Source organism: Agromyces mediolanus, from assembly GCF_014648575.1.
Taxonomy (GTDB): Bacteria; Actinomycetota; Actinomycetes; order Actinomycetales; family Microbacteriaceae; genus Agromyces; species Agromyces mediolanus.
Genome location: NZ_BMRJ01000001.1, coordinates 1055240 through 1074305 on the forward strand (window position 1 = coordinate 1055240; position 19066 = coordinate 1074305).

The following is a 19066-nucleotide window of genomic DNA, read 5'->3' on the forward strand; positions in this document are numbered from 1 at the left end:
GCCGTCAGGGCCGCGGCGGGAACTCGCCGACGAGCGCGATGACGAAGTACATGCCGAGCACGGGTGGCAGGTTGTTGTGCGGCTGGCTGCCGCCGGCCACCGCGAGGGCGTCGCCGCGCATCGGCGCGTCCGTTCCGCTCGCGTAGGCCTTGCGGCCGACCCGGCCGTAGCGGGGCTGCGCCCAGACGCCGTCCGTCGCGGAGCCGCTCGTGCCGGCCGCGTCGATCGCCCCGGGAGTGTGCGTGTGGCGCGGCATCTCGGTCGGCAGCAGGGTCACGGTCGCGCTGCCGACGTCCATCCCGAGCGAACGGGGGGTGAGCCCCGGCCCGTCGCCCTGCCCCATCGCGAGGTGGCCGTTCAGGTTGGGCAGGGCGAAGGTGGACCTGCCGTCGCCGCCGTACGTCGTGCCGAGCACGGAGTACAGGGCGGTGTTCTGGACGATGGGCATGAGCTGCCCGTTGCAGGGCGCCCAGTTGTACGGCGCGTAGCCGAAGGCGACGGTGCGGATCTCGCCGTAGTAGGGGTCTGCCATGATGCTCCGTTCGGACCGGGGCGCGTCAGTTGCGCGAGGGGAACATCCCCTGGGTGGCGATGATGTAGTTGACGACGAGGAATGGCGGCCGGTTCTCGTGGCGCTGATTGGCGCCGACCGACGTGACCGCGCTCTGGCGCAGCTGCGTCGTCGCCGAGCCGGTGCCGTAGGCCGCCTGCTCCGTCTGCGCCCAGACCGCGCCGGCCGGCGAGGTGCCGGTGGCGGCGGCGTTCGTCGCGTGCACCTGGTGCGTGTGCATCGGCATCTCGTTCTGCGTGAGGGCGTGGCTCTCCTCGCCGAGGACCGCGCCCCAGGGAATGCTCGATCCGACGCCGATCGGGCTGCGGCCGCGGAGGTCCGGCAGGGCGAAGGTCGTGACGCCGTTGCCGCCGTAGGTGGCGCCGAGCAGTGCGTACAGCGCCTGGTTGTTCTGGATCGAGAGGATGCGGCCGTCGCACGGGAGCCAGCCCTTCGGGGCGAACTTGAATGCGACACGTCGGATTTCTCCGATGAATGGGTCTGCCATGGTTCGTCCCCTCAGCCCTCGGACGGAAAGACGCCGCTGGTGGCGATGATGTACGACACCGCGAGCGACGGTGGCATGTTCTCGTGCGGGAACGAGCCGCCGACCTCCTGCACCGTCTGCACCTGCATCGTCGCCGACGGGTTCGCGGCCTGGTACGCGCCCGTGGTCTGCGAGGACCAGATCGCGTCGCCGGGGGTGGTGCGGTCGGGCGCCGCGGTGGCGCGGGCGGCGTGCGTGTGCGCGGGCAGCTGATTCGCGGTCAGCGTCACCTGCTCGACGCCGCCCGGCGTGCCGATCACGTAGGTGTCGCCGCCTGGCAGTGCGCCCTGGTGCACCGGCACCCGGCCGCGCAGATCGGGCAGGGCGAAGTTCGTGACCCCGTCGCCGCCGTAGGTGGTGCCGATGACGGCGAAGAGCACCTCGTTGCTGTTGATCGAGAGCAGCTGCCCTTCGCAGAGCTCCCAGCCGACCGGTGCGTAAGAACCGGCGAAGACGCGGATCTCGCCGAGGAACGGTTCGGCCATCAGACGGCCCTCCGATCGACGACGCCCTCGAGCGTCGGGGCGCCGCCGCCGACCCGGGTGAGGTACAGGATCGCGTCGGGTTCGCCGGGCGCGGTCAGCCGGTAGATGCCGTCGCGCGCCGCGTCATCCGTCGTGAACCGCACGGCGAAGCGGTGCTCCGCGTCGCCGTCGCCGGGGAGGTCGCCGACGACGGCGAGCTCGAGCCGGTGGGCGGACCACTGGGATGCGCCGTCGTACGCCGTGCCCTCGCGGCCGAGGAACTGGGAGCGGACCGGAGTCGCCGGGTCGAGGCCGCTGTCCGCGGCCGAGGGGGTCGAGGCGGCCGCCGTGCGCGTCGCCTGCTGCGCCTGCGCGGGCGCAGCGGTGCCGACCGCCGCAGCGCCGAGCGCAGCTGCGCCGGCGCCGAGTGCGGTGCGGCGTGAGAGTCCTGACGTCACGTCGCTCCTGAGGTCCCGAAACCCCCCGAACTGGGCGGCTGGCCCACACTATCTCTCCGATCGAATCAGCCGATAGCATTCCGACGTACCCAGTTGGGGTGCAAACGCGCCCTCGGGATGGCGCATCGGGAAAGGGCTTCGTTTGCGGGCTGGACACGTCCGGAGTGCCGCAGCGGCGCTCTCCATTGCAGCACTGCTCGCGGGCGGACTGCTCGTCTCGCCCCCGGCGTACGCCGCCGACGCGATCACCGTCACGACGACCGCCGACGGCGACGTCAACGACGCCTGCGGGAACGACACCGTCACGACGACGGTCGACCCCGTGACGCTCCGCAACGCCTTCTGCGTGGCGAACAACCTCGGCGGTGCGCAGCAGATCTCGGTGCCCGCCGGCGAGTACCGGCTCGGCGCGGCCGGCGCGCTCAAGCTCGGCACGGCGCCCGGTGCCGACATCACGGTCACCGGCCCGGCCTCGGGCGAGGCGGCGATCATCGGCAACGGCACGACGCAGCTGTTGAGCGTCGACCCCGCGGTGGGCGGCGGCGTCTCCGTGACGCTCGAACGGCTCACCTTCCGAGGCGGGCGCGACGCGGATGCCGGCGGCGGAGCGATCATCGCGGGCGACGGCGGAGCAGCCGCCCGCGACGAGCTCGTCATCCGAGACGCCGTCTTCCGCGACAACCGTTCGACCGCCGGCTCCTTCGCCCCTGGCGGCGCGGTGCAGGTCATGGGCGGCAGCCTCACCATCGAGGACTCCCTCTTCGATCAGAACTGGGCCGGCATCGGCGCGGGCGGTGCGGTCTTCTATCAGGCGCTCGGCGATCCGACCGACCAGGCGCTCACGATCACCGGCTCGACCTTCACCGGCAACTCCGTCATCGCTTCCGCCGGCCTGGACAACGGCGGCGGCGCCGTCGCGTACGACGCGGCCGGGGCCTCCGTCGAGATCAGCGGCTCGGCCTTCAACGGAAACCAGGTGGCGACGAGCGACGGATCGCCGGCCTTCGGCGGGGCGGTGCGCCAGCTCTCCGGCCCGGCCACGATCACGGCGAACACCTTCACCGGCAACACGGTCGCGGGTGCGGCGGGCTTCGGCGCCGCCGTCGCGCTGGCGAACGGTCCGGTCACCGCGCAGTACAACCGCATCGCCGGCAACACGGGCGGCGCGGCCGCCGTCCGGGCGGATGCCTCGAGCACCGTCGCCGCCACACTGAACTGGTGGGGCTGCAACGCCGGTCCGTCGACCGCGCCGTGCGATCTCGCGGAGCTGCCGGACGGCACGGTCGCGCCGTACCTGACGCTCGCCGCGAGCGCGGCGGCCTCGACCGTCGACTCGGGCAGCTCGACCGCGCTCACCGCCTCGTTCGGCCGTGACTCCGCGGGCCTGCCCGTGGCCCCGGCGAAGCTCACCGCGTTCGACGGGGCAACGGTCGCCTGGTCGGCCGCCGGCCCCAGCGGCTCCAGCGTCTCGCCGGCGTCGGCCGCACTCAGCGCGGGCACGGCCGGCGCTACCTTCACCGCCGGTGCGACGGGCGGCGCCGGCGGCGCGAGCCTCAGCTTCGACGCCGTCACCATCCCCATCGCCATCTCGGTGCGCGCGGTGCCGAACTTCACGAGCCCCGACACCCTCGTCGCGCCGATCGGCAACGCGGTCTCCTTCCCCGTGACGGCGACGGGCGCCCCGGCGCCGACGATCAGCCTCGTCTCGGGGCCGCTCCCCACCGGCCTGTCGTTCTCGCCCGGCGCGCCCGGCGCCGCGAACATCTCGGGCACCCCCACCACGGGCGCCCGCGGCAGCTACCCGATCGTGCTGCGCGCGGACAACGGCGCGACGGTCGAGCAGTCGCTCACGATCGAGGTCGGGGCTCCCCCGGCCTTCGACGGGCTCAGCGATCTCACCGTGCGGCAAGGCGATCTCGTCGACGTCACGATCCGCACCCGCGGGGACGTCGCCGACACCATCGTCTCCACGGGTGCCCTCCCCGCCGGGCTGACCCTGACCGACGCCGGCGACGGCACCGCGAAGCTCAGCGGCCGACCGACGGCGACCGGTGTGCAGTCCATCACGCTGCGGGCGACGAACGCCTTCGGCGACAACGACGGCGTCATGGTGGTCACGGTGACGGCCCCGCCGGCCATCACGAGCAACGGCTTCGCGACCTTCACCGCCGACGGCACCGAACAGAGCGTGCCGATCACCTTCACGCCGGGCTACCCCGCGGCGACGGGCGTCCCGGAGCTCAGCGGTGCGCCGTTCTGGCTCCGGATCGACACCACCTCGGGCACGCGACTCGTCGGCACGCCGCCGGCGAACGCGGGCGGCACGCACACCTTCACGATCTCGCTCGGCAACCCCACGGGCACGACGATGCAGTTCTTCACGCTCACCGTCGAGTCCGCCCCGAGCTATCTCGGCCCGACCTTCTACTCGGTGGCGGCCGGGACGAGCATCGACGAGACGCTCGTCTTCTCGGGCGCCCCCGTCCCGACCGTCACGGCGCTCGAGAACTCCTCGCTGCCGAGCGGCATCACCCTCACCGACCTCGGCAACGGGCGCGTCCGGCTGCACGGCACGGCCGCCCCCGCCGACGCGGGCTTCTACACGACCCGCATCGACGTCGAGAACAGCGTCGGCGGGCTGCACCAGACGATCCAGCTCGTCGTCGGGCGCGCCCCCGCGATCACGAGCCCGGGCACCGCGACCTTCACGGTCGGCACCGCCGGCGAGCTGCCCATCACCGTCGACGGCGGCTACCCCGCCGCCGGTGCGGTCGTCTTCGACGGCATGGTTCCCACCTGGCTGGGCCTCACCGGTCCGGTCGGCTCGCAGCGGCTCGTCGGCACGCCGCCGGCCGGGACGGGCGGCACGGTCGAGGTCGGGCTCCTCATCTCGAACGCCTACGGCAGCGACCGGCAGCTCGTCCGCCTCACGGTGAACGAGGCCCCCGTCGTGACGCAGAACCCGGCGGACGCCTCGGTCGTCGCGGGGACCGAGCTCGAGCTCACCGCCGCGGCGAGCGGCTTCCCGGCGCCCGGCGTGCAGTGGCAGCGCTCCGCCGACGACGGGGCCAGCTGGCAGCCGATCGCCGGTGCGAACGATGGGACGCTGACGCTCACCGCCACCCTGGCCGACGACGGCACCCGGTACCGGGCCGTCTTCACGAACGCGGCCGGCGAGACGGCGAGCGCCGAGGCGACGCTCGCCGTCGGCGAGGTGCCCGCCTTCGCGGCGCAGTCCGACGTCACGGTCCTGCCCGGCGCGGTGCGCACGATCGAGGTGTCCGCCACGGGGCATCCCGCCCCCGCGATCACCGCGAGCGGCCTGCCCGCGTGGCTCTCCCTCGTCGACCACGGCGACGGCACCGCGACCCTGAGCGGCACGCCGGCGCTGGGCGACGCCGCAGCGTCGACGATCGAGCTCACCGCGACGAACGCGTACGGCGACGACGTGCTCGGATTCTCGCTCACCGTGACCGACGAGGTCGCCCTGCCCTCGCAGCTGCCCGCCACGGTCGACGGCGTGCTCGGCGGGGTGCCCGCCGAGCTCCGGCGCGGCCAGACGCTCACGGTCTCCGGCGAGGGCTTCCTCCCCGGTGCGCCGATCGCGCTCGGCGTCTACTCGACGCTCACGCCGCTCGGTTCGGCGGTCGCCGACGCTTCGGGCGCCTTCTCGGCGGAGGTCACCGTTCCCGAGGCGCTCGCGGCCGGCGAGCACGCGTTCGCGGCGAGCGGCGTCGGAGCGGATGGCTCGGCGCGCCTCCTCGCCGCCGAGACGGAGCTCGTGGTGCCGGTCCCGGTGCCCGGCGACGGCGCCGGCAGCGCGCCGGGCGGACTCAGCCAGACCGGCGTCGACACGCTGCTGCCGATGCTGCTCGCGGCGGGAGGCATCCTCGCGGGGCTCGCCCTGCTGGTGCTGCTCGCGGTGCGCCGCCGCCGGGGCGCCTGAGCCGCGGCGGCGCGAGCGGCCGGTGCGTGCATGAGGGCGTAGGCTCGCCCTCATGCGCGCCACCCTGATCCACGGCCCCGGTGACATCCGCGTCGAGACGGTGCCCGACCCGGTGCTCTCGACCGGCCGCGACGCGATCGTGCGGGTCGTCGCCGCCTGCGTCTGCGGCTCGGACCTCTGGCCGTACCGCGGCGTGACGCCGACGCGCGAGCCGCGCCGCATCGGGCACGAGTTCGTCGGCGTCGCCGAGGCGGTCGGCGAACAGGTCGAGCGGGTGCGCCCGGGCGACTTCGTGATCGCCCCGTTCTACGTCTGCGACGGCAGCTGCGCGAACTGCCGCAACGGGGTGTCCACCTCGTGTCTGCACGGCGGCTGGTGGGGCTCCGCCGACCGCGAGGGCGGCTTCGCCGACGGCGCGCAGGGTGAGCGCGTGCGGGTTCCGCTCGCCGACGGCACGCTCGCCGTCGTGCCCGGGCCGGTCGCCGACGAGGAGGTGCCGGGGCTGCTGACGCTCTCGGACGTCATGGGCACCGGGCACCACGCCGCCGTCTCCGCCGGGGTCGGCCCGGGTGACGCGGTCGCGGTCGTCGGCGACGGCGCGGTCGGGCTCTGCGCCGTGATCGCGGCGAAGCGGCTCGGCGCGACGACGATCATCGCGATGAGCCGGCACCCCGAGCGGCAGGCGCTCGCCCGGGAGTTCGGCGCCACGCACGTCGTCGCCGAGCGCGGCGATGCGGGCATCGAGGCGGTCCGCGAGCTCACCGGCGGGATCGGCGCCGACCGCGTGCTCGAGTGCGTCGGCACGAAGGAGTCGATGGATCAGGCGATCCGCTCCGCCCGCCCCGGCGGCATGGTCGGCTACGTCGGCGTGCCGAACGGCGGGCCCGAGCTGCCCGTGCGGCGACTGTTCGAGACGAACGTCGGGGTGAACGGCGGCGTCGCGCCGGTGCGCGGCTACATCGAGGAGCTGCTGCCCGACGTGCGCTCGGGCGCCATCCGGCCGGGGCTCGTCTTCGACCTCGAGCTGCCGCTCGAGGAGGCCGCCGAGGCGTACGCCGCGATGGACGAGCGCCGCGCGGTGAAGGTGCTGCTGCGCCCGTAGCGCCCGGGCGCCCGTAGCGCCCGTAGCGCCCAGGCGCCCGTCGCGCCCGTTGCGGCCGCAGCGCGCGCTCAGGCGATGCGCGGCAGGCCGTCGTCGTCGCCCAGGCGCCGGGCGGCCGTCAGCCGCTGCGGCGTCGCCGGCTCCGACGGCGGCATCGGCCGAGGACCGCTGCCCTCGCCCGCCCAGCCCGGGGTGTTCGCGTCCAGCCAGGCGATGCGCGTGGCGTCGAGGGTGCCGTCGCGGTGCGCGCGTCGCTGCGTCTGCAGCCAGGTGCCGAGGCGGCGGGACCGTTCGACCGTCGACCGTTCGGAGGGCAGCCGGCCGCGCTCCGAGAGGTACGCCGCGACCTCCGCGGCGCGGCGGAGCCAGCTCGCGAGGCGCGGGTCGCGCCACTCGGGGATGCGGGCGTCGAGCCACTGCTCGCGCTCCGGGATCAGGCCGCCGCGGCGGGCCGCCGAGCGCTGGTTGTTCAGCCAGACGCCGAGCTCGAGCTCCGAGGCGTTCGCGTCGCCGCCGCGGGCCGGCAGTCGGCCGTGCTCGGCGCGGAAGGCGAGGAGGCGCGTCGCGGTGTGCCCCCACGCCGTCAAGCGGTGGTCCCGCCACCCGGGGAGCTGACGGTCGAGCCAGCGCTCGCGTGACTCGTCGAGCTCGCCGGCGGCGACGAGGCCGCGCTGCCGCTGCAGCCACCTGGCCAGCGATCGCTCCTCGGGGTCCTCGGCGCGGCTCGCGGGCGCACCGGCGCCGAGCGCGAGCCGACGGGCGAGCCGGTCGGCCTGCTGCCGCCACTCGCGCTCGTCGTCGAACCAGCCGACGACCGACGCGTCCAGCAGGGCGCGGCGGGCGTCGCTCAGGCGGCCGGCTCGCGCGGCGGTGCGCTGCTCGGCGAGCCAGGCGGCGGCGCGGCGCTCCTCGTCGTCGGCGTCGGCGGTGCGGGCCGGAGCGCGGCCGGCTGCGGCGGTGAAGGCGAGGAGCTCGTCGAGGCGCGTGCGCCACGCGGCATCCGGGCGCTCGCGCCAGCTCGGCACCGAGCGGTCGAGTCGGGCCGCCCGCGCCGGGGAGAGCGAGCCGGCGACCGCGAGCCGGCGCTGCCCGGCCAGCCATTCGCCGAGTCGGCGCTCGAGCGGCTCGGCGGCGTGCTTCGCGGGCAGGCGGTCGTGCGCCGCGACCCATCCGGCGAGTCGCCGCGCGGTGCGGGTCCACCGCGCGGCGGCCGGGTCGAGCCAGCCGGGCACTGCGTCGTCCAGTGCCCGACGACGCTCGTCGTCCAGTCGGTCGTCGGCCGCGGCCTCGCGCTGCCGGCGGAGCCAGCCCGCCAGCCGCCGCTCGAACGGCTCCCCGTGGGCCGCCTCGCGCGGGAACCGCCCCGTCTCGGCGATGAAGGCGGCGACCGCCGCGACGGCGTCGTCCCAGCCCTCGTCGGCGGGGCGCCGCCAGCTCGGCAGGTTCAGTTCCAGCCAGGCGAGCCGCTCGGGCGACAGGCGGCCGGATGCCTCGGCCCGCCGCTGTGTGCGCAGCCAGGTCGCGAGGCGTCGCTCGGCGGTGTCGTTCGCGCTCGGCGAGGGGTAGGCGCCCGTCTCGGCGAGGTGCAGCCCCACGGCGACGGCCGTGCCGTGCCAGTCGGTGCCGCGGGGGTCGCGCCAGCCGGGCACGACCGAGTCGAGGTGGCGGAGCCGGCGTTCGGGCAGCGCGCCCGTGCGGAGCAGCTCGCGCTGCCGCTTCAGCCAGCGGGCGACGGCGCGCTCCGGCTCGGCGGCGTTCGCGGCATCCCGCGGCGGTCGCCCGGTGGTGGCGAGGTGCTCGCGCAGCCGTGCGACGCGCGCCTCCCACTCGCCGTCGCCGTCGTGCAGGGCGACGCCGTGCCGGGCGGCACCGTGCCGAGGAGTCGGGATCGACCCGTGCGGGGCCGGTGCGTCGTGGCGCGGGCGCGCGACGGCGAGGCCAGGACCCGACGCGTGCTGCGTCGGCGCCGAGCTGTCGTCGCCCATTCCATACCCCGAATCCGGCGGCGCTGCGCGCACGCCACGGCGACCGCCCCCGCGGTCGCCGAGGCGACCGGAGACATTCGGAACCCGAATCCGAACGCCGGAACACCGGCCGCTGCGGCGATTCTCACAGCCATTGCACAGCTTGGGCAAGGAGGTGGGAAGGGGCCCTGACGAATCCGCTTCGGGGGAGCGCGCTCACCCCCGGTGGATCCGCGTGATTCCGGGCGAGCAGAGGGTCGGCGACGCGGGCGGACCCGTCCGGTTCACCCCCGGACTGGGGGACGCTCGGCGAGTCCGGCGCGTCGCATCCCGGCGATCCACGGCGTCGGGAACGCGATCGACAGCTCCCACGCCAGCTCGCAGTCGGGCTCGGCCGCGACGACCGCGGCGATGCGCTCGGCATCCGCCTCCGCGAGCACGTGCGCCGGGGCGTCGACGCCCCGGTTCCAGGCGGCCATCGCGCGGCGCTTCGCCGCGTTCAGCAGCTCCTCGGGCGAGGCGACGGGAGCACCGTGCTCGAGCCAGCGGGAGCGGCGCGCGCTGCCGGCGTCCTCGAGGGCCGGGCCGTCGAGTCGGTGCAGGCGGGGGCCGCCGGCGGTCTCCTCGTAGAAGCGGCGCTCGCCGGTGCGCAGCACGCGGACGCGGTGGTAGCCGCCCGGGTGCGCTTCGGGCGCGCCGGTCTCGCCGAGGTAGCGGGTCTCCTCCACGCCGCCGGCGGTGGTCCAGCGCAGCACGCGCACCCGGCCCGCCTCGTCATGCCACTCGAGCACGCCGTCGGCGGCCTGGCCGGCGAAGCACAGCTCCTCGGGGTGCGCGGGCGTCGGGATGCGCCGGCCGAACAGCCACGCCTCGCGGGCGCCGGCGCGGTCGACCGCCCAACCGACGGCGCGGTGCCGTTCGCCGCGGCGCCAGTAGGAGACGCCGTCGGCGTGCTCGCGGCGCTCGGTCCACCCCTCCGACGGGTGCGGGGCGGTCGTGGTCTGTTCTGCTGGCATCGTGCTCGTTCCTCGGGTTCGGCCCTCGGGGGCCCTGGATCGTGTGTACAGCGGGTGCGGGTCCACCCGCCGGGCCGCCGAATCGCTGCGTTCGGCGGTGTCCTCATTAGTGCGGACATCCCGGCAAGAGATACATGCGCGGCACGGTCCGCCTTTGTGCCGACGTGCCCGACTTTGATCAAAGTCGGGCACGTCCGAAAGGGAACGGGGGAGCGCGCTTACCGCGGGCGGGCGCACGGCCGATAGTCGGATGCATCGAGGAGAGGCGGTCCGCATGTCGTTGCACGAACTCTCCGCCGTGCTCTGGCGCGAGCGGGAGCTGCTCGACGTGCTGCTGTACAAGCTCGAGGTGGAGCGCCTGCTGCTCGCCACCGACCGCCGCCGCTGGCTCGGCCGGGCCGCGCACGAGATCGAGTTCCTCACCGCCCGCCTCAAGGAGGTCGGGCTCGCGCGCGCCGTCGAGTCCGCCGAGGTGGCCGAGGAGCTGCAGCTGCCCGCGGAGGCGACGCTTCAGGAACTCGCCGACGCCGTCGGCGACGAGGTCTGGCGCGACATCCTGCTCGCCCACCTCGCGGCCCTCCGGGAGGTGACCGGCGAGATCAGCGAGCTCCGCGACGCGAACGAGCAGCTGCTCAAGCAGGCCGCCCGGCCAGCCGGAGTCGCCCAGCACGCCGCCCGGCGCGGCACCACGACCTACGACGCCCGCGGCCTCACCCGGGACGTCGTCGAAGCCACCCTGGTGGACGAGGAGACCTGATGAGCACCTTCGGCGGGCTGAACACCAGCCACACCGCCCTGAACGCCGCGCGCACCGCCGTCGACGTCGCCGGCCAGAACATCGCGAACGTGAAGACGCCCGGCTACACGCGCCAGCGCGCGGAGCTCGCCTCCTCGCCGGTCGCCGGCCCGATCGGCGTCCTCGCGCTCTCGCGCCCCGGCCCCGGGCAGGGCGTCATGGTCACCGGCATCGCCCGCCTCGCGAACGAGATGCTCAACGAGGGGGTCCGCGAGGCCTCCGCGAGCTCCGGGTACCACGCGACCCGTGCGGCCGCGCTCGAGACCCTCGAGACCGGCCTCCGCGAGCCCGGCAAGGACGGCCTCTCCGCACGGATGCAGGAGTTCTGGGCCTCCTGGCAGGACCTCGGCAACGCGGCCGGCGACGGCGCGGCGGCCGCCGTCGTGCTGCAGCAGGCGGCCACCCTCGCCGCGCGCATCGCCGACGGATCCCGCGCGGTCTCCTCGCAGTGGACGGCGCTGCGGAAGGATGCCTCGACGATGGTCGACCAGGTCAACCACGCCGCCGCCCGGGTCGCCGAGCTGAACGACACCATCCGCCGCTCCACCCTCGCCGGCGGGCAGGTCAACGAGCTCCTCGACGAGCGCGACCGCGTCGCCGCCGACCTCGCCTCGATCGCCGGCGGCCAGGTGTACGACCGCGGCGACGGCACCGTCGACGTGCTCGTCGCGGGCAACCCGATCGTCACCGGCACGACCGCGAACCGGCTCGTGCTCGCGGGGCCGACGACCCCGGGCGGCACCGGCGCGGTCTCCGTGCAGTGGGAGCGCCGGCCGGGGACCGCGATCGACCTCGACGGCGGCGAGCTCGCCGGCGCGCTCTCCATGCTCGCACCCGCCTCGGGTGGCACCGGCGGCCCGTTGAACGAGGCGCTGGCCTCCTACGACGCGGTCGCGACGGCGCTCGCCGAGCAGGTCAACGCCGTGCACCGCACCGGTGCGACGCCGAACGGCACGACCGGGCTCGACTTCTTCGCCTTCGACCCCGGCGTGCCGGCGGCGCTCGGCCTGCGCGTCATCCCGACCGACGTGTCGGGCATCGCCGCCGCCCTCCCCGGCGCCGGCGCGAAGGACGGCACCATCGCCGACCGCATCGCCGGCATCGGCCGGGCCGCGGGCTCCCCGGACGAGGTCTGGGGCTCCTTCGTCGGGAAGGTCGGCATCGCCTCCGGCGCGGAGTCCTCGCGGGCGCAGGTCGCCGCGCTCGGCCTCGTCGACGCCGTCGGCCGCCAGCAGTCGGAGTCCGCGGTCGACCTCGACGAGGAGAACCTCGCGCTCGTCACCGCGCAGACCGCCTACCAGGGGGCGGCGCGGGTGTTCACCGCGATCGACGAGATGCTCGAAGTGCTGATCACCCGCACCGGTGTGGTCGGGAGGTAAGCCATGATGAACCGCGTCACCACGATGTCCATCGCGCAGTCCTCGGCGCGCAACCTGCAGCTTGCGGCATCCCAGTTGGCCAGGGCGCAGCAGCGCGCGACCGACTTCAAGGCCATCACGAAGCCCTCTGACGATCCCGCGGCGACCGCGCGGGCCATGCAGGTGCGCGCCGAGCAGCGCGCGAACCTGCAGTACGCGCGCAACATCCAGGACGGCAACGCCTGGCTCTCGACGATCGACTCCGCGCTGCAGTCCACGACGTCGCTGCTCGGCCGGGCCCGCGACCTCACCCTGCAGGGCGCGAACGACGGCGCCCTCTCGCAGACGCAGAAGGACGCCATCGCCGCCGAGCTCGACGCCGTGCGCGACCTGCTGCTCGCGCAGGCGAACTCGAGCTACGCGGGCCGCCAGGTGTTCGCCGGCACCTCCGACCAGCCCGCGTTCGATGCGAGCTACGCGTTCTCCGGCGGAGCGGGCACCGTGGAGCGCCGCGTCGACGCGGGCACCACCGTCCGCGTGGACGTCGACGGCTCGAGCGTCTTCGGCGTCGGCGCGGACTCCGTGTTCGCGACCATCGACCGCATCGCCGCCGGCCTCCGCGCCGGCACGCCCGTCGGCGGGGAGCTCAGTGCGCTCGACGTGCACCGCTCGGCCGTGCTCGACGCGCACGCCGCGGCCGGAGCCCGGCACGCGACCGTGCTCCAGTCGGTCGACCGCAACCTCGCGCAGAAGATCGACCTCGAGGCGACCCGCAGCCGGCTCGAGGACATCGACGTGGCCACCGCCGCCATCGAGCTCTCGACGAGCGAGATCGCGCACCAGGCCGCGCTCGCCGCCACCGCCCGCGCCGTGCGCCCGACCCTGATGGACTACCTGCGATGACCCGACTGACCTTCCTCGCCCCGCCCTTCGGGCTCGCCGACACGGACTTCGAGCTCGCCGCGGTCGACGGCGCGCCGGGCCTGCTCGCCCTCCGGGCGGCGTCGGGCGACGCGCGCCTGTACCTGCTGGATGCCTCGCTGCACCTGCCCGGCTACCACCCGATCGTGCCCCGCATCGACCTGGATGAGCTCGGCGACCCCGAGCCCGCCGTCTACGTCGTGGTGAACCCCTCTGCGGCGCCGACGACCGTCAACCTGCAGGCGCCCATCGTGGTCGCCGCCGACGGCCGCGCACGGCAGACCATCCTCGACCGGGGCGACTGGCCGCTCCGCGCCCCGCTCGCCGAGGTGCTCGCCGCCGCCTGAGCGCCGCGGCATCCCCGCCGACGACGCCGGGACATCCTTCCATTGCGCGCCCGTCGGGGCTAGCGTGAGCCGCGGGGGGATCGATCATGAGCAGTGGGGTGACGTGGACCGGCGCGACCGCCGGGGTGCTAGCGATCACGGGGATCGCGACGGGGTGGTACTGGCTGATCGGGGTGGCGGCGCTCGCCGCGGTGATCGGCGTGATCCTGATCCGGATGTCCCGTCGTCGCTCGGTCGTGCGGGGCGACGAGTCGGCGGCCTTCGAGGCGATGGTGCAGGAGGACGCGAGCGGGACCGAGGGTGAAGCGCCGAGCGGGCCGACGCCGCCGAGCGGACCGATGCCGACGCGCTGATGCTGCGGGCGCGGCGGCTCCGCGGGGTCAGCACCGTGGCCGGTGGGATCGCGGGCATCGTGATCTTCAGCTTCGGGGCGTCTCACCTGATGGGCGCCTTCCGCGGCGGGATCACGATCGTGACCGCGGTGTACCTCGCCTCCGTCGTGGTGCTGTGCGTGCAGTTCCTCGCCGCGCAGCTCGAGCGCCCCTACCGCGTCGACGACCCGGCGCAGCAGGCGGCGCTCGACCGCCTCGACATCGTCGTGCTCGTGCCCTGCTACAACGAGGACCCCGAGGCGCTGCGGCGCTGCCTGCAGTCGTTCTTCGACCAGTCGCGGCTGCCGCAGGCGATCTGCGTGACCGACGACGGCAGTACGAGCGGCGACTACGCCGAGCAGCGGGACTGGTTCCTCGCCGAGGCGGCCCGGCGCGGCATCCGGGCGCACTGGCGACGCACCGAGAACGGCGGCAAGCGGATGGCGCAGGTGATGGGCGCGCGCCGCGAGCCGCGGGCCGACGTCTACGTCACGGTCGATTCCGACAGCATCCTCGACCCCGAGGCCATCGCCGAGGGCCTGAAGCCGTTCGTGCACCCGCGCATCCAGTCGGTGGCCGCCGTCATCCTCACCACGAACGTCGGCACGAACCTGCTGACCCGCATGATGGACCTGATCTGCGTGACCATGCAGCTGGGGGACCGTTCGGCGCTCTCGACGGCGGGCTCCGTCATGGTCAACTGCGGCGGGTGCGCCCTGTACCGCGGCGACGTGCTGCGCGCGAATGTGCGCACGTACCTCACCGAGACCCTCTTCGGCCGCCCCGTGCACATGTCCGACGACAGCCTCCTCACGCTCTTCGCCCTCGAGCGGGGCTTCGCCGTGCAGCAGCCCTCGGCGTTCGCCTTCACGCTCATGCCCGAGAACCTCCGGCACCACACCAAGCAGCAGCTGCGCTGGATGCGCGGCTCGTTCATCCGCTCCTGGTGGCGCTTCAAGTACCTGCCGATGACCCATCCCGCCTACTGGATGCACGCCGTCAAGTGGGTCATGTACATCGCGGTGACCGCGGTCTTCCTGGCCCTGCTGCTGAGCGGGGTGCTGTTCGACCCCGGCGTGTTCGGCTGGGCGCTCGTCGTCACGGTCGGGGTGCAGTTCGCGAGCTCGGCGCGCTACCTCTCGGTGTGGCGCTCGGACCAGGGGCTCGGGCAGCGCTGGCTCGTGTACCTGACCGCGCCGCTCGCGGCCCTCTGGTCGTGGTTCGTGCTCCGGGCGATGCGCTGGTACGCGATGGCGACCTTCCGCGACGTGTCCTGGGGCACGCGCAAGCAGATCGAGGTCGCCGTCACCGCCGAGCACGTCGCGAGCGTCGACGACCGCGGGGTCGTCGCAGCCCAGCTGCACGGTCGGGCACGGGTCTCGTGACCGTCGCGCGGCGCTCCCCTCGGGGGCTCCCGTGCGGACGTCAGCGACCGAGCAGCCGCAACAGCTCCGACTCGGCGCCGGCGCCGAGTTCGGCGGCCTCGCGGTTCGCGTCGGTGACGCCGACGACGATCTCCTCGCGCTGGATGCGCCGGTCGCGCGGTGCCTCGATGCCGAGTCGCACGGAGCTGTCGCCCCGCACCTCCAGCACCGTGATGACGATGTCGTCGCCGATGAGCACGCGCTCGTTCGACTTGCGGGTCAGTACCAGCATCCCTGCTTCGCTCCTCCTGGCCGCAGACTCCCCGGCGGCCGTCACCACCATCATGCGCGGCACCGGCGCGGAGCGCGCCGGAATCAGCGAACGGGCAGCGGCCGGTCGAGCGGAGCGGATGCCCCGTCGGCTCTCGCCCGCCGATCGAGCAGCCCGGAGTCGCGGCTCGCGACCGCCTCGAGCACGAGCCGGTGCTCGCCGAGCGACGCGAGCGTGCCCGGCGAGCGGGCGCTGAACACGCGCAGGCGCGGCTCGATCGCCCGGGCGAGCTCCCGCAGCACGCGATTGCCGGACATGTCGTGGAGCTGCGCGCGGACCGCGAACGCGGCCTCGTCGAGCTCGGCGGGGCTCGCGTCGCCGCGTCGCGCCAGTCGTTCCGCGTCTTGGGCCCGCTCCTCGAGTCCGGTGAGCGCCTCGGGCGTCGGCCGTTCGGCGGCGAAGCGGACGGCGAGGCGGTCGAGCAGCCTGCCGAGGTCGAGGAAGCCGCTGAGCTCGGCCTCCGGGATGTCGCGCACCCGCGCGGAAAGCTGGCCCGAACCCGGCGCGAGGAGCCCCTCCTTCGCCAGCTCGCCGATCGCGCCCCGGACGTCGGCGCGGCCGGCACCGTACCGCTCGGCGAGGACCCGCGTCGGCAGCGGCTGGCCCGGCGCCCGCGCTCCGCTGAGGATCTCGGCGCGTAGGGCGGCCGCGATGCGCTCGACCGCGTGCGGCTCGGCGCCCGGCGCGGCGGTCGGGTCGCCGAGTTCGCGACCGAAGCCGCCGTTCGACTCGTCGAGCCGGCGGAGCGCCCAGACGCGGCGGGCGGTGCGGAGCTCGGCGTTGAAGCGCCGCGCGGCCAGCTCGGCGGCATCCGCGTCGCGCGCGGTGAACGCCGCGTCGAAGTCGGCGAGTGCGCGGGCGGGGTCGAGCTCCGCATCATCGGCGAAGGCGAGCAGCCGGAGCGACCGGCTGAAGAGCAGATCGTGGAGCGCGAGCAGCGGGCCGTTGCCGGTCGAGGCATAGACCTCGGCCCGGAAGCGCCCGCCGATGCGGATCAGATCGAGGTCGTCGCCGCGCTGCAGGGCTCGTTCGGCCGCGGCGATCTGGCGGCGGAAACCCGCGAGGTCCCGGCTGGTTCGGCGGTGCGCCGCCTGGCGGGCCGCGACCCGGTCGAGCAGCGACTGCACCTCGGCGAGGTCGGCGGCGTCGGACCTGGTGAAAGAGGTCACCCGCCAGCCCTGAGCGGATGACTCGTCGACGAGTCGCTCCGAGACGAGTCGCCGGATCGCCGTCCGCACCGCGTGACGGCTGACCCCGGCCTCGCGCGCGATCGGGAGCTCGATGAGTCGCGAGCCGCCCGGCAGCGTGCCGATGACGATGTCGCCGCGCAGCTTCCGGAAGACGCGGGAGGCGGCGGCATCGGTGTAGGCCGAGACGTCGCCCCGGCCGGAGGCGCCCCCGAGGAATCCGGGGCTGCCGCGACGGAGTTCGGTGGTGCGCGGCTCGGCCGTGGTCGTGGTCGTGGCCGTGGGGCGGCGCGGATCGACGGAGGGGCGGGGGACGAGGCGATCGAGAACCATCGTTGGACTCTCCTGGCAGCGGATCGACGGGACGCGGCGGAGCCGTCGTGCGCGGTCGGGCTCGCCGAGGAGCGCGCTCCGGGGCTGCGTCGCCGCTGCCCCGGAGCGCCGGGGGTCAGAACATGGTGTTGTCGTTGGCGGCTTCGGCGGGGACCGGCTGGATGACGTCCCAGTGCTCGACGATCATGCCGTCGTCGACCCGGAAGACGTCGACGACGGCGGAGCCGAGTTGCTCGGGAGCGTCGGTCGAGCGCACGTGCAGGTAGACGAGGTCGCCGTCGGTGGCGCTCCGCACGATCTCGGCGCGAGACTCGGGGTTCTCGGCGAAGAAGCCGGTGAAGAACGAGACGAAGGGCTCCTTGCCGTCCGGCACGGCCGGGTTGTGCTGGATGTAGTCGTCGGCGATGACCTCGGCCGCCTCCTCCGTCTCGTGCTCGTTGAAGAAGCGGTCGTAGAACTCGAGCACGAGCTCGCGGTTCGCCTCCTCTGCGGCGAGGTCGCGGCCGGATGAGTTCGCCGGCTCGGCCGGGGACGCGGCCGGTGCCGCTGCGCTGCAGGCCGCGAGCGCGAGCACGGTGGGAAGGGCGAGGGATGCCAGAGCGATGCGAATGGATTTGGAAGTTTTCATGTTGCATACCAGCGTATGAAGGGCAGCCCCGCCGATTCGATGTCAGAAAAGGGATTCTTGTGGTGAAAATCGGATCCGAGGGGATACCTGTCGTGCGCTTCCGCCGACCGGGGTCCGCGGCGCGGGTGGAGCTGGTCCGGGTGGCCGAGCTGCGCGACGGCGAGGCGGCGGCCGCGGCGCTGCGCGAGCCGCAGCGCCCGAGCTTCGATCTGCTGATCGAGGTCGGCGCCGGCCGCGCCACCCACCGGGTGGATCAGGTGGAGCACCGCCTTCGAGCCGGAGACCTGCTCTGGGTGCGCGCCGGGCAGGTGCAGCAGTGGGGCGAGCTGAGCGAGTGGGACGGGCGGGTCGTGCTCTTCCGGCCCGAGGTCATCACGCCGGCCTCCGTCGAACTCCTGCGACGCGCGGGTGTCGCGGGCCGCGCGCACTGGCGCCGGGGGAGCTACCCCGACGAGGTGGTCCCGCTGCTGCAGGCGCTCGAGGAGCTCGACCGCGGCGCGACGCGCTGCACCGCCGCCGCCGTCGAGCACGTGCTCGAGGCGATCCTGTTGCGGCTCTGCAGCGGCGCGGCGCCGGCGGACCCGCCGCGGGGATCCGCGGCGCTCTACGAGCGCTTCGTGAGCCTCCTCGACGAGCGCGGGCCGCGGGGCATCGGCCGCTCCGTCGAGTCCGCTGCGCAACTGCTCGGCTGCACGCCGAAGACGCTGACCGTGGCGGTGCGGGAGCATGGCGGCCGCACGGCCAAGCAGCTGATCGACGAGCGGGTGATCCTCGAGGCGAAACGGTTGCTGGCCCACCTGCCCGACGCGCCGGTGCGGGACGTCGCAGCGGCGCTCGGCTTCCACGATGCCGCGAACTTCTCGAAGTTCTTCAAACGCCATGCCGCGGTGACGCCGGCTGCGTTCCGCTCCTCGTCGATTTGAGTTTCTGTTATCCCGTTTTGTAGAGTTGCGGCGGGAAATCCCACGCGGTCGACGAATCGGGTTGGTCGACTGCAGGACCAGGGGGCCGCCGTTCTGCAGAACATCCCAGGCGGCCCCCTGGTTTCCTTCTCCGGGAGCTGGCATCCCATCTGGGGTGGATGTCGGCATGGTTCGGGAGACCGTTTCGCTTACAGTGGAGGGAAAATGTCGCGTCCGCGTACACGCATGTCCGGGTTCGGGAAGGTTCGGCGTGGGGATGTCTCGTCGGGTTCTGGGCGGGCGGGGGTGGTGCGCGGGCTTGCTGCGGGCACCGTGGCCCTGCTCGTCGTCGGGGGCGGTGGGGCGCTGAGCGCGCAGGCCGCGCCTGGGGATCCGTCCCAGGCGTTGGGGCAGTTCCTGGGGGCGGATCTGCTGCAACTGCAGGCCGCGGACCTGGCCTACGCCTACGCCTCGGATCCGG

18 protein-coding genes are annotated in these 19066 nt (G+C 74.3%); 9 read left to right on the plus strand and 9 right to left on the minus strand.

The genetic code is table 11. The features are described from left to right. Window positions 1-4: 4 nt before the first annotated feature. Genes IEY71_RS05020 through IEY71_RS05035 form a run of 4 tightly spaced genes read right to left on the minus strand, consistent with a single transcriptional unit; the run spans window position 5 to window position 2019 of the window. A complete protein-coding gene (locus IEY71_RS05020) occupies window positions 5-532 on the minus strand; it encodes a phage tail protein (protein ID WP_189084164.1) in 528 nt (175 codons plus the stop codon). A gap of 25 nt (window positions 533-557) precedes the next feature. Beyond that, the gene (locus IEY71_RS05025) at window positions 558-1058 is read right to left on the minus strand and encodes a phage tail protein (protein ID WP_189084165.1); all 501 of its coding nucleotides are present in this window, start codon (window positions 1056-1058) and stop codon (window positions 558-560) included. A gap of 11 nt (window positions 1059-1069) precedes the next feature. Further along, entirely contained in the window at window positions 1070-1582 is a 513-nt protein-coding gene (locus IEY71_RS05030; RefSeq protein ID WP_189084166.1) for a phage tail protein, read from the minus strand. Next, window positions 1582-2019, minus strand: a complete 438-nt coding sequence (locus tag IEY71_RS05035) for a hypothetical protein (protein WP_189084167.1) — start codon at window positions 2017-2019, stop codon at window positions 1582-1584. Before IEY71_RS05035 ends, IEY71_RS05030 begins: the two co-directional genes overlap by 1 nt. A gap of 142 nt (window positions 2020-2161) precedes the next feature. On the opposite strand from IEY71_RS05035, the gene IEY71_RS05040 reads away from it, so the two are divergent. Both IEY71_RS05040 and IEY71_RS05045 read left to right on the plus strand, forming a co-directional pair. After that, on the plus strand, window positions 2162-5965 hold the full coding sequence (locus IEY71_RS05040) for a beta strand repeat-containing protein (RefSeq protein WP_189084168.1): 3804 nt from the start codon (window positions 2162-2164) through the stop codon (window positions 5963-5965). Window positions 5966-6017: 52 nt separating this feature from the next. Beyond that, window positions 6018-7067, plus strand: a complete 1050-nt coding sequence (locus tag IEY71_RS05045) for a zinc-dependent alcohol dehydrogenase family protein (RefSeq protein WP_189084169.1) — start codon at window positions 6018-6020, stop codon at window positions 7065-7067. Window positions 7068-7135: 68 nt separating this feature from the next. Here IEY71_RS05045 and IEY71_RS05050 read toward each other — a convergent pair whose 3' ends face one another. Together IEY71_RS05050 and IEY71_RS05055 are read right to left on the minus strand one after the other, a co-directional pair. Further along, window positions 7136-9052, minus strand: a complete 1917-nt coding sequence (locus tag IEY71_RS05050; protein WP_189084170.1) for a Helicase associated domain protein — start codon at window positions 9050-9052, stop codon at window positions 7136-7138. A 263-nt stretch (window positions 9053-9315) separates the two neighbouring features. Then, on the minus strand, window positions 9316-10047 hold the full coding sequence (locus IEY71_RS05055) for a hypothetical protein (RefSeq protein ID WP_189084171.1): 732 nt from the start codon (window positions 10045-10047) through the stop codon (window positions 9316-9318). A gap of 274 nt (window positions 10048-10321) precedes the next feature. On the opposite strand from IEY71_RS05055, the gene flgN reads away from it, so the two are divergent. From flgN to IEY71_RS05085, 6 genes are all read left to right on the plus strand, one after another. Further along, window positions 10322-10804 carry a flagellar export chaperone FlgN gene (gene flgN, locus IEY71_RS05060; protein ID WP_189084172.1) on the plus strand — a complete coding sequence of 161 codons (483 nt, stop codon included), beginning with the start codon at window positions 10322-10324 and terminating at the stop codon, window positions 10802-10804. Beyond that, a complete protein-coding gene (gene flgK / locus IEY71_RS05065) occupies window positions 10804-12222 on the plus strand; it encodes a flagellar hook-associated protein FlgK (protein ID WP_189084173.1) in 1419 nt (472 codons plus the stop codon). The genes flgN and flgK overlap by 1 nt, the downstream gene beginning before the upstream one ends. 6 nt (window positions 12223-12228) lie before the next feature. Continuing rightward, window positions 12229-13104 (plus strand): flagellar hook-associated protein FlgL, encoded by an 876-nt coding sequence (gene flgL / locus IEY71_RS05070; RefSeq protein ID WP_229781531.1) that lies wholly within the window; start codon window positions 12229-12231, stop codon window positions 13102-13104. After that, complete coding sequence (locus tag IEY71_RS05075) at window positions 13101-13469, plus strand: flagellar assembly protein FliW (RefSeq protein ID WP_189084175.1); 369 nt, start codon at window positions 13101-13103, stop codon at window positions 13467-13469. The genes flgL and IEY71_RS05075 overlap by 4 nt, the downstream gene beginning before the upstream one ends. Before the next feature lie 86 nt (window positions 13470-13555). Then, window positions 13556-13822 carry a hypothetical protein gene (locus IEY71_RS05080; protein ID WP_189084176.1) on the plus strand — a complete coding sequence of 89 codons (267 nt, stop codon included), beginning with the start codon at window positions 13556-13558 and terminating at the stop codon, window positions 13820-13822. Between the two features lie 35 nt (window positions 13823-13857). After that, entirely contained in the window at window positions 13858-15225 is a 1368-nt protein-coding gene (locus IEY71_RS05085) for a glycosyltransferase (protein WP_189084177.1), read from the plus strand. A 40-nt stretch (window positions 15226-15265) separates the two neighbouring features. On the opposite strand, the gene IEY71_RS05090 is transcribed toward IEY71_RS05085, so the two are convergent. From IEY71_RS05090 to IEY71_RS05100, 3 genes are all read right to left on the minus strand, one after another. After that, entirely contained in the window at window positions 15266-15496 is a 231-nt protein-coding gene (locus tag IEY71_RS05090) for a carbon storage regulator (protein ID WP_189084178.1), read from the minus strand. Between the two features lie 83 nt (window positions 15497-15579). After that, on the minus strand, window positions 15580-17055 hold the full coding sequence (locus IEY71_RS05095) for a GntR family transcriptional regulator (RefSeq protein WP_189084179.1): 1476 nt from the start codon (window positions 17053-17055) through the stop codon (window positions 15580-15582). A 115-nt stretch (window positions 17056-17170) separates the two neighbouring features. Further along, complete coding sequence (locus tag IEY71_RS05100) at window positions 17171-17683, minus strand: nuclear transport factor 2 family protein (RefSeq protein WP_189084180.1); 513 nt, start codon at window positions 17681-17683, stop codon at window positions 17171-17173. Window positions 17684-17745: 62 nt separating this feature from the next. On the opposite strand from IEY71_RS05100, the gene IEY71_RS05105 reads away from it, so the two are divergent. Next, window positions 17746-18606 (plus strand): AraC family transcriptional regulator, encoded by an 861-nt coding sequence (locus IEY71_RS05105; RefSeq protein ID WP_189084181.1) that lies wholly within the window; start codon window positions 17746-17748, stop codon window positions 18604-18606. The last annotated feature ends 460 nt before the right edge of the window (window positions 18607-19066 follow it).